We start from the raw sequence: 10,723 nt of genomic DNA on the forward strand, positions 1-10,723 counted from the left end.
CCGCTCATCGTGCTATCTGTGAGTAAGGGACTGATCTTTAGCTTTGTGGGATCAATCCGAAGGGTTTAACAACAGTAGCCGTAGGTAGAACCTACGGAAAACGATCAATAACGCGACACCCCAGAACCCCGAAAGGGCGTTCAGCTGGTTTAGATGCTTTTAGCGGTAAATATCACAGCAAATAGCGTTCATCAAATTCGATCCCATGTTCCGTCAGAAGTTCAATAAATTCTTCTCTAAATGTTTTAACCCGATGTTCTCCGCCCTGAAGGGGCATCAGCAATTAGCCCGGGGCATCGCCCCGGGTAACGAGAGCATAAAAGCCAAAGGCGCAACCGCCCTGTTTTGTATAACTTCAAAGCAGGCATGCGCCGCAAAAAACAGCTAATCTCCTGTCATTTCTTTTCCGATGAAAAGAAACCCCGCCTGCCGGACGGGCAGGGAAGCAAAGAAATAGCCTGAAAATTTCATCCTCCCTTTCGCGAGGCTTCCACCGGCCCGGGCCAAATTTTCGGCCAACGCGCTTTTCACCTGCCGGTGAAGTGGAGGATTTAGGTATTGCTGGTAATCGGTGCGTTCGTGACCTCGTGCCTTCGTAGGTTCATAAGCTCGTAGACTGCGCGCTTTTCACCTCACGGTGAAGTGGGGGAATTATTCGTTCGGCTTCTTGATTCGCTGTGAATTACTCCGTGCCACTCTGTGGTTAGATCTTAGTCTTCGGACGCTGTCAGGTTGCTGTGTGCAGGCAGCCCTCTTGACTCTTGGTTCCTGGTTCTTGATTCTCAGTTACTCGCGACTCACTACTTGTGACTCAAGCCTCCCGTTTCCCTTCTCCTGCTCTTCATGCACGCTGCTCTCGGCCCCATGCTTTTCTCGCTCAGCTCTTTCCCCCATGCTCTCCTAAAAATAACGTTTCTTGGTGTAGGGACGTCGGTAGAAATCATACTCATAAATCAGGCGGAGTTCGTGAGTTCCGTAGTGGTACTTGCTGAATTCCTGCGCCAGGGAGTAGTCAAAGGCATAGCCTATTTTCAGGTGGCGCATCACTTCCAGCTGAACAACGCCGGCCACCGTGTGAGTGGTTCGGTAAATGGCGCCAAGCCAGAGCTTATCGTAGAGCATAAAGTTGGCTGAGAGGTCCAGTTGCAGGGGAGCGCCAATCGCACCTTTCAACATAAAGGTGGGCTTAAAACGAATTTGACGTTGGGTGCCAAACAGATAGCCCCCAATCAGGTAGGCATATTGCATCTCGGCCAGCGATGAATAGTTGGTGCGGTTGGCCTGGAAGTTATTGGCAATGATCTTTGGAATAGATAAGCTGATGAAGTAGTCCTTGGTATAAACCATAGCCCCGATTCCCCAAGTAGGCATCAGTTTGATCTCCACATCGTTCATGAACATAGGGTCTTCAATGCCATCCGGGTACAGGTCGTATTGGGTCAGGAGGTTGTCGTAATTCACAATTCCCGCTTTTAGCCCAAGCCGCAAGTTTGTTTTCCAGTCGAGCCGCACTTGGTACACGTAGTCGGCCGTGATGGTTAGCTTCTTCTCATAGGCCAGCCGGTCGTCAGTAATATCCAGACCAATGGCATTGTTTTCGTTCTTAATGGGCTTATAGAACATGATGGCACGGGTTAAGGGTGCACGGTCGTGTCCCACATAATACTGACGGGTAAACACCTGCATCCCTACCTTATCCCACATGCCGGCATAGGCCGGGTTAACGGTTTGAATGCTGTTCATGTATTGGGTGAAGATGGGGTCGGACTGCGAAAACGAAGGCATAGCCCACAGCACGGCCAGCATAAGCAGGAGCAATGTCCTGTTCGTGGGCTTGCGCGTTGTTAGGTATGGTATGCGTCGTTTCATCTTCGTTACGATATTAATCAATTTTAATAAGAAAGCATGACAGTGCCACTCTCCTTGTTACCGTCTCCTTTGACCAGCACATACAGGTAATTGCCCGGCAGTAGTTTAGGCTGTCCCATGTCGCCATCGTTGGTGCGGGTGCCATCCCACCAGGCTTTTTCATAGCTTTCCCAGTAATCCAGATTTCCGTAATTCTCATGCTCATAGAGCTTTTTACCCCAACGATCAAAGATCAGCAGTTTGGCATTCGGATACTTTTCGATACAGAAGATCTGGAAATAATCATGAATGCCATCACCGTTTGGTGAGAAGCCATCAGGAATAAACATGACACAGTCGGCATTAATATCAAGGTACTCCGGATGTCCGTCGCCATCCAGGTCATCATCGTAATAAATACCATTATTGTTGAGGTCTTCAAATCGCGTTGGAATACCATCCGCATCATCATCGGTGTCACGCCAGTCCGGGATGCCATCGCCGTCAAAATCCTGCAAGTGTGGGTTCGAGCCGTAGGGACTATCGGGATTGTCGTAATCGACCCCTCCGTAGAAGTTGTCGTAGCCATCATCCAGCCCGTCCTTGTCCGTGTCGGTTTGAGTGGGGTCAATCTCCGCGATTCCTTTGGCACCAATGTCATAACCTTCAATCTTATCGGGCACATTGTCGTTGTCCGAGTCAGAGTCTTTGTAATCCGGAATGCGATCCCGATCGGTGTCTACCGGGTCAATACCCAAGCGACCATCGGTTTCATAGATGTCATCCAGTCCATTGCCATTTTCATCGATACCTGATGGGGGCACATACGGATAAAACTCCTGGGCTTCGATGTTATCCGGAATACCATCGCCATCCGAATCCAGGTCGAGGTAATCGGGGATGCCGTCGCCGTCGGTGTCGACCGAATCATCGCCTTCCACCCAATCCACGATGCCGTCATCATCCTTATCAATGTCGATGTTATCGGGTACTCCGTCGCAGTCGGTATCCAGCTCCACGGTAAGGTATACCATGGCCTGGTCGCAGAGGGTGAAGAAGTGGTCGTCGCAAATGCCATAGCTAAAGCTGTCGGTAAAGGCGGTGCCGCGTGTAAATTCGTACAGGAAGGTGCCATCGTCATAGATGGTCACTGTTCCATTCACTGGCTGCGTGATGGGGCTGGTGTTGACAATCAGCTGGTCGCCGTCCGGATCATGGTCGTTGTGAAGCAGATCGCCAAAAATATTTTCGCAGGCACCTACAAACCGGTCCACCTCAGCAATAGGCGCCTGGTTGGGTTTCAGAACGGTGATGGTAACCACCGCTTCATCCGAATAAGTATAACACGGATCCTTGTCCGTGATTTGGTAAACAAACTGATCGGTTCCTACGTAACCGGCCTCCGGAATATAGCTGATGGTATGGTCGTCATTCACCAGCCAGGTACCATGTTCGGGTTCCGAAATCACCACCACCGAGCTGCTGTCCAGTCTTCCTTCCGGATCAGCATCGTTGATTAAGACCGGAATATCGACTGTCCGGTTATGTTCGGTAATTGCTTCATCGTCCAGGGCATCAGGCGTGCTATTTGGGGGGAGCACATGGATGGTCATGGTCGAGACAGCCGGTTCGCAGCTGGAATTGCCCGACAGGCCGTAGGCGGTGAGCGTTAAGGTGATGGATTCACCTTGGATTTCCAGTCCTCCCGGGACGTAGCTCGCTTGAAGCAGACTGGGATCAATAAAATGGCCATCGCCGCTTGACGTCCAGAGCAGGCTGCTGTATTCGCTGGCTGTGGCAGTGCTTAGCAATATCGTGTCGCCGAAGCAAATCGTCTGATCACTACCGGCATCAGCCATCGGAATAGGGAAGACTTCAATGGTTCCCAGCTCATGATTCTCACAGCCAAAGGTGCTGGTTTGTTCGGTCGACAGGCTGTAAGTGCCGGGAGCTACATTCCAGTTGATGGTGATTTCGCTGCCATAAATCGCTTGTCCCTGAGCATCGGTGTCGCTAAAGTCAGCTCCCGCAGAATTCGTTAGTGCCATCTCCGTGCCATCGGCAGCCCTTAGCTGCCATTCCCAGCTGGAGCCTTCTTCTCCATCAATTCGGTAAGTACGTTCGGCTCCAATACATACTTCATCAATGACATAGCTCTTCTGGGCCATTACCTGGGCGGTAACAGTCAGCATCAGCAGCATGAGTATGTATTTCAGCCTGTTCATTTTTAGTTATCAGTTATCAGTTTACAGTTGTCAGTTGTCGTGCCTTTGTGTTTTCGTGTCTTCATTATCAGCTGTCAGTTTCAAGTTTCAAGTTCCGTCATTGCGAGCGCAGCGAAGCAATCTGTAAGCGGTTATCAGTTTTCAGTTGATAGTTGCCATCCCTCGTGCGTTCGTGTCTTTCATATCAGTTCACAGTTGTCAGTTATCAGTTGTCAGATCTTCGGATACTCGGATTTTCAGATTCTCAGATACTCACTACTCTTTCTATCCCTCAATCCTTCTCCCTTTAACCTTTCTCCTTTCTCCTTTATCCTTCTCACCTTCGCACCCTCGTACCCTCGCACCCTCGTACCCTCGTACCTTCGTGTCTTCATGCCCTCGTGCCTTCCTTCCTCCGGTCTCCTTCAATCCTTCTCCCTTTATCCTTTAACCTTTCTTCTTCTATCCTTCTCTCTCTCTCTCTCTCTCTCTCTCTCTCTCTCTCGTGCCTTCATGTCTTCGTGCCTTCGTTTTCATCTCTCCCTATTGCGTTACCTTATAAATTCTGGAGTTCACAGGCAATGGATGCACCGTTAAGGTGGCACTGGCTGCCGGATCCAGGTTGTTGCCATACTTGTCTTTAAGTTCGGTTACCCGGTAAATGGTTGTTTCGGTCGGGTTAACCTGAATTTCGAATGGATTAGGATCATTCTCACCCACGGTATAGCGTGTAACATCGGTTACATCTCCATTCTCATTCACGGCTTCAAGCGTAATCTCCCAAGCCGGATTTCCGGTTAAGGTGACAGTGATAAAGCCGGGGTCGCCAATGCAGATCTCGTTAGGCTTGAGTTCCAGATCTGCTGTAGGCAAGGATTCCAGCACTTCAAGCATGCCCACTTTCAAGTGGTTGGTACAGCCTTCCTCATCCACTGTCAGTACACGGTAGAAGTAGATGCCGGCTTCGAGCCAGGTGACCTGAACGTTTGGTCCGGTGTTGCCTGCAACAAAGAACGCTTCATTGGGCAAGGCATTGCCATCAACTGTTGCAAAGTTGACGCTCGGGTCGTTATACAAATCCCAGGTGTAGGTGTTATTACCTTCCTGAACAACGCTAAGCTCAATGGTCTCTCCCTGATATACCGTACGTATCTGGGCCGTAGCAGAAGCCACAGTCAGCATCACCGGCAAGAGTGCCAGCGCCAGACGGATGATATGGTACATCAATTGTTTCACTTAAATCAAATTACAGTTGTCAGTTAACAGTTTCGAGTTAACCGTTTCAAGTTGCTCATCACTTTCTTGTTTATTTCATTGATACAATTTTAAGTTATCGGTTGTCAGTTTCTCGCACCTTCACACCTTCGTGTCTTCACGACTCCTTCCTCCGTGTTCCAGAATCTTGCCAGTTGCGCCTTACCCATTTCTCCTTTTTGAGGAGGAGTCCCCGAGTGTGCGAGGAGGATGGTGAACTGTTGTTTTTCGTTGACCATTTTTCAAAGTTTATCCATATTGACAGATGTTCAGATATTCCGATTTTCAGATACTCGCGACTCGCAACTCACGACTCTTTCCTCCGGTCGTGCCTTCCTACCTTCGTGTGTTCGTGCCTTCGTATAAAGTCCTTCAATCCCTCTCACTCTCTCATCTTCCCAAAACTCAACCACAGGGAGCACAGCGTTCCACAAAGGAGCCTCGTCCCATCGTGAACTCAAGTCTTCGTTTTCGCTTCTTTCCTGCATACCCTGCCTGATCCGGTCAAAATAACCGAGTACGATAAACATCTGTTGGCCTCCTAATCCAGGCGATGGCCCGCGTGGCGCTCCCTTATTCGGCGGATGCATCCATCCGGGAGGTCCGTGCTTGTTGCTAATCATATCGATGTCATTTACAGTTCACAAGCTTCTATCGCTTTGAATGATAAAACCTTGCAATTTTTACCCGCTAAACGCGGTGCACCGTCTTAAAGTCTCCTCAGCGGCTTTTGCGTTTCCGTTTTGTAAGCTCAAAATACGCGGAGAAGCGCTAAGCTCGCCATGTTTAATCTTTGCCTTTCGCTTTTCCATGGTTGCACCCAGGACTCTTGCTCCGACCCCATTTCGGATCGGGACAAGGATATCGTGGTCATGAAAAAGCATTCCAAAGAACCATGCTAGTTCGTTTCGTTTCCTGGAATAAATGGATTCGGACTAGCATCTTGTACATCCGGACGTGGAGTCAGTGTTTGTGTAGCTGCATCCATGCCATCATTCAATGTTCCTGCGTTACACAACGGCCCTGCATCAGCAAGCGTGTTGTTTTCGATATCCCAGTCACCAATGGAGTTGACACCATCTACTGTTAGTGTAATATCCTCAGCAGCTAAACCTTCATAGGTATTGTTGGAAATCGTAACCCGCACGTAAATCGAAACCCCGTTCGTTGTACTTCCCTCGTTGGTGGTAACATTTACCGTACTTTGAGTTCCGGATACTTCCAGCTTGGGATCATTAAAATTCAAATCATAGTCCCATTCAATGGTTGCCGTTTGGCCAGTGCCCAGTGCCGACAGGGTAAATGTTGGTATCCAGTGCCCGGTAAAGTTGGCCGCAACAACTTCGAAATACAGCACCTGCGTACCGAAGTCGTATTCGATCCCGCCCGTTGTGGGATTATAAGTTGCCCCTCTCACCTCGTCGAAACAAGTCTCAGCCCCGGTATCATAGTCAAGGGGAGTCGTACCGTCAGCGGGATCAATATTCCGGATATCGACGATGAAAGCCTTAATTGGCTGAATCGCCCAAGCTTCAAAGTTATTGGTACAATCACCCTGCTGATTGACGGCAACAAAAATCGGTGCATCAGTTGTGGCCTTGGCTAAGGTAGCATCCGACCAGGTAATCTGAACATTGTCCGCAGCATCGGCCACACCATAGTTGGCACTGGTGACGATCAAGTCAGTCCCTGTTGGAGTTGTTGTTGGCGAAGTAAACATGGTTCCAATATTCGTCGTTGTCACACCCGTCGCATCAGTAGATATGAAGCTCATATCCTGGGTCGACCAGAAGGTATAATTGCCAGTCTGGTTTGAGGTGGCCTGGTAGGTATACTCTTTTCCCGCAATCGGGTTCAGCGGCCCATCCACACAGACGATGCCCCGTGTATCACTATTGTGTACCGCCGTCTGCCCCAGTGTATCATTCACACCGGCAAACAGCGCCAGCGCCAAAAAAGTCTGAATTAAAAATTGCTTTTTCATAATAAATCGTTTTTTTGTTTAAAAAAGATCATGTCATAAAATGGTTCGTAATCATTCGTGAAATTTTAGTTCTTGAATTGAATATTCAAATCGCTATCACTTTTAATTAGTGATATATAGCGCGTCCACTATCGGACAGGTTCGTTTCGTCTGACTGTTGCCAGTCTTTATTTTCAGTTTACATGTTCCGTTTTCGTATCCTTCCGAATCGTCCGGATGTCGTGCGTGCGTTTAAACCGCAAAGATCGCAAAAGTCCCAAAAAGTTTATCCGTCACTTTTGCTTTTCCAAGCTTTCCGAAGGCCTCGGCCCCGGCCCTTAACGGACCGGAGCAAGGATATCTTGGGTTATGAAAAAGCAAATAACTCATTCCTTAGTCTCTAGGAACTTTGTTCTCAAATGACTGAGGATCAACATCAGTAATGTCAGGTCGTGGAGTAATCACGTAATCAGCATTATCAGTTGTTAAATCACTAATACATGGATCGCCTAAGCTAGCGCCGTCCTCTAAGTCAGGGTACAATCCGCTATATCCAATTGTTTCCGGGTCAAGCATTTCACCATTAACAACCAGGTTAATGGTTTCATCGGTTATGTTTTCGGTTGTAATGCCGTGATCTACAGGAACTCGAATAATAATACATTCACCACCTGCCCCAATAAAACCGTTGTCATTGCTGGCATAATGCGAAGCTTCTACCTGATCCACTCCTGAAGCTTTCCATGCTCCTGTATTCATTGATTCATCAGGATAAGCCCACTCCGGAGTACCAAGAGTACTTCCTCCACCGACATTTGTTGCTGAGAAGGTAGGCATCCACGAGGTCTGCCAGTTTGCAGCATTAACTGTAAAGAAGACATAGTTTATTCCATACTCCACATTTAAATTCGTTCCATCGTATGTTGCACTCTGAACCGGAGCAACACATTCTGTAGCACCTGCCGCACCCTCATCAGATAATCCAGCAATATCAAGTGTAAAGTTGTAAGCTGGTATTATCCGATATACCTCGATGTTATCTGTACATCCTGCATCATCTACAGCATAAGCAACTAACAAAACTTCATTAGCTGTTCCATCAAATGATTTCCAGGTTAAATTAATAGTCGCAGACGTATTTGCTGGAGCATTATAGGTTGCATCTGAAGTCAAGATATACTTGCCATTACCATCTCCTGGGTCAATGGTTGAAGTTAGAGTTCTTTCTGCAGTCATGACGTTCGGATCGTCGGTGACAAACCAATGGATCGTACCGACCGAACTTGATGTAATCGTATAATCGTAAGGAACACCGGGTACAGGAGCCAATGGACTGCCCTCAGCACAGTTTGTGAGTGGAGCCGCAGGGACACAGTAACTAGGCACCACATCACCAGCAGGTAATTCGAGATAATCGACTTCTTGCCCATAAGATTTATTCATTCCGGCAAAAACTGCCAGTACAAAAAACGTTAGAAATAAAATTTGCTTTTTCATCATGTAGAAATTTAATGTGAATACTAGTTGATTTAAAGTGTCAATTGAGAATTAGATAACTAGTCATGGGTTAATTCGTTAAACGTTATTTTTCATGTGTATTGATAATTGATTTGATCCTATTTCAGTGCTTGGTTTTCCCTGTGAAATTCACGGAGTGAATATTTAAACAGGATGTTGTTTGCTGAATCGTTCAGCTTGCAACCTTTTTTTACCGGTGTGGGCTTGGGTGTTCGGGCGATGGCCTGCTTGTCGCCCGGGTCCTAAGCGGTGCGGCTGGCGGCCTGTCCCTTTGGTTGTGTGTTTCAGTGTGAGGACTCCCGAAACCCAAAGCCTCCGACTCGGTATGTTTATTCTTTTTTGTGTTTTATTCCATAGGCGAATTATTTTCAGTTTTTTTGGTTTCTATCGATTCTGACAGCCCACATGCAGCCCGTCGCTGAGCACAGCCTATTGGCTGGTGCCATCGGACTTCCGCTGCGGGCATTGGGTCATATTTTTGATTCATTCTATTCATTCATTTTTATAATTTGTGGTCGTGGTGTAATTGTAATAGTCTCTGTTTGCTCCGCCGATATATTGCCGTTGCAATCTTCCACCCAATAGCTTATCGTATGGGTCATGGTCGTAAACGTCACGCCATCGCCCCACAGCAGAATATCGCTTCCGTGAGTTGAGGGTTGTCCCCTTCCGATAATGGAAGGATGAGTAACCGGATCACCTGTGATTGGATTAGGCGTATCACTGAAATCGATGCGCCAGTTGATAATCAGGTCTTCCGAATCACAACAATTATCAGCCAGATCTTGCACATCCAGGTAAGTCTCACCTGGAAGCATGGTCCGGTAATCCACCGGCGATTTTTCCAGGTTTGGATCCTTATGATTGTAAACCGGAATCGGGTTCGTCTCGTCATAAATCGCCCAGTGCAGTCGATCCACACAATTTTCGTAAGGCTGTGTTGTGAAGGTAGGCGCAATAAGATCCGGTACAACGGTAAATGTTGATGTACAACTTTCCGTAGCGCACAAATCATTTAGGGTATAGGTAAAAGTCAAATCTGCTCCGTTGTCGTAAGCATCAGCCGGAAGCACCGGCATGGATCTTAGATTATCCGTTGGATTGCAGCCCCCAGCGAAGCCGAAACCGGCAATCCAGGCATTGTATGCTGTTTCAATATTTGTTTGGGTTTCGCAGGCGGGGATGCTTACCGGTGCCGGACAGGTAAAGGTAATCGCATCAGCTGCCGTGAGCGTAAATGTTGCCGATGTGTTGATGGTCTCACACAAGTCGGTGATCGTCCAGTTTATGTTTACACTACCGCCATCGCATAGCGTGATGCTTTGTGCTACATAGTCGTGAGCAACCTGTGGATCACATCCATTGGCGATGTTATTGGTCAGCGCGGTAGTCTGAGCGTCAACCCAGTTTGAAATCGCCTGGTCAAGAGCCGACTGGTCGGCGAAGTCGCAGGCATCGATCGTTAAGTCAGATGGTTCGGTAAAGGTGACCGCTGGTGCGTTTAATGTCATCGTCTGAACACAGCTACTTGAATTATTACACATATCAACAACCGTAAAGGTTCTGGTCACCACTGTTGGACAAGGGCCACTTTGGCTGTCCTGATAACTCAAAGATTGAATACCACAATTATCGGATGCCGTTCCGCCCGCTGCTACCAAGGCCGCGACATCAATTGTTTGTGGTGTTGTCGAGAATGCAAAGCCACTCAACGCTTCCAGTCCTGAAACATCACAGGTAATATCGTTCATGTTGTCCGGACAACTGATGGTCGGATTAGTAGTATCGTCAATGGTAATGGTCTGCGTAACCAGGATTTGGTTATCACAGTCATCCGTCACGCTGTACGTCCGGATGATCGTTTCCGGACAAGTTTGGTTATCCGATACATCACTTACCCAAGCGACAACCGGATTGGCAGTACAGTTGTCGGCTT

General features: G+C 47.9%; 7 protein-coding genes. All 7 read right to left on the reverse strand.

Going from position 1 to position 10,723, the window contains the following annotated elements; translation table 11 throughout:
- Positions 1 to 900: 900 nt before the first annotated feature.
- Entirely contained in the window at positions 901 to 1,869 is a 969-nt protein-coding gene (locus ACUNWA_RS02160) for a PorP/SprF family type IX secretion system membrane protein (protein ID WP_445590236.1), read from the reverse strand.
- A gap of 23 nt (positions 1,870 to 1,892) precedes the next feature.
- Entirely contained in the window at positions 1,893 to 4,073 is a 2,181-nt protein-coding gene (locus ACUNWA_RS02165) for an Ig-like domain-containing protein (protein ID WP_445590237.1), read from the reverse strand.
- Positions 4,074 to 4,595: 522 nt separating this feature from the next.
- Positions 4,596 to 5,288 (reverse strand): hypothetical protein, encoded by a 693-nt coding sequence (locus ACUNWA_RS02170; protein ID WP_445590238.1) that lies wholly within the window; start codon positions 5,286 to 5,288, stop codon positions 4,596 to 4,598.
- Positions 5,289 to 5,575: 287 nt separating this feature from the next.
- Positions 5,576 to 5,929 carry a hypothetical protein gene (locus tag ACUNWA_RS02175; protein WP_445590239.1) on the reverse strand — a complete coding sequence of 118 codons (354 nt, stop codon included), beginning with the start codon at positions 5,927 to 5,929 and terminating at the stop codon, positions 5,576 to 5,578.
- A 275-nt stretch (positions 5,930 to 6,204) separates the two neighbouring features.
- Positions 6,205 to 7,290, reverse strand: coding sequence for a hypothetical protein (locus ACUNWA_RS02180; protein ID WP_445590240.1), 1,086 nt, complete (start codon positions 7,288 to 7,290; stop codon positions 6,205 to 6,207).
- A 372-nt stretch (positions 7,291 to 7,662) separates the two neighbouring features.
- Positions 7,663 to 8,769, reverse strand: coding sequence for a hypothetical protein (locus ACUNWA_RS02185; protein WP_445590241.1), 1,107 nt, complete (start codon positions 8,767 to 8,769; stop codon positions 7,663 to 7,665).
- Positions 8,770 to 9,275: 506 nt separating this feature from the next.
- On the reverse strand, positions 9,276 to 10,723 hold a 1,448-nt coding region (locus tag ACUNWA_RS02190; RefSeq protein WP_445590242.1), incomplete at its 5' end, for a hypothetical protein.

The organism is Sunxiuqinia sp. sy24 (assembly GCF_052677165.1).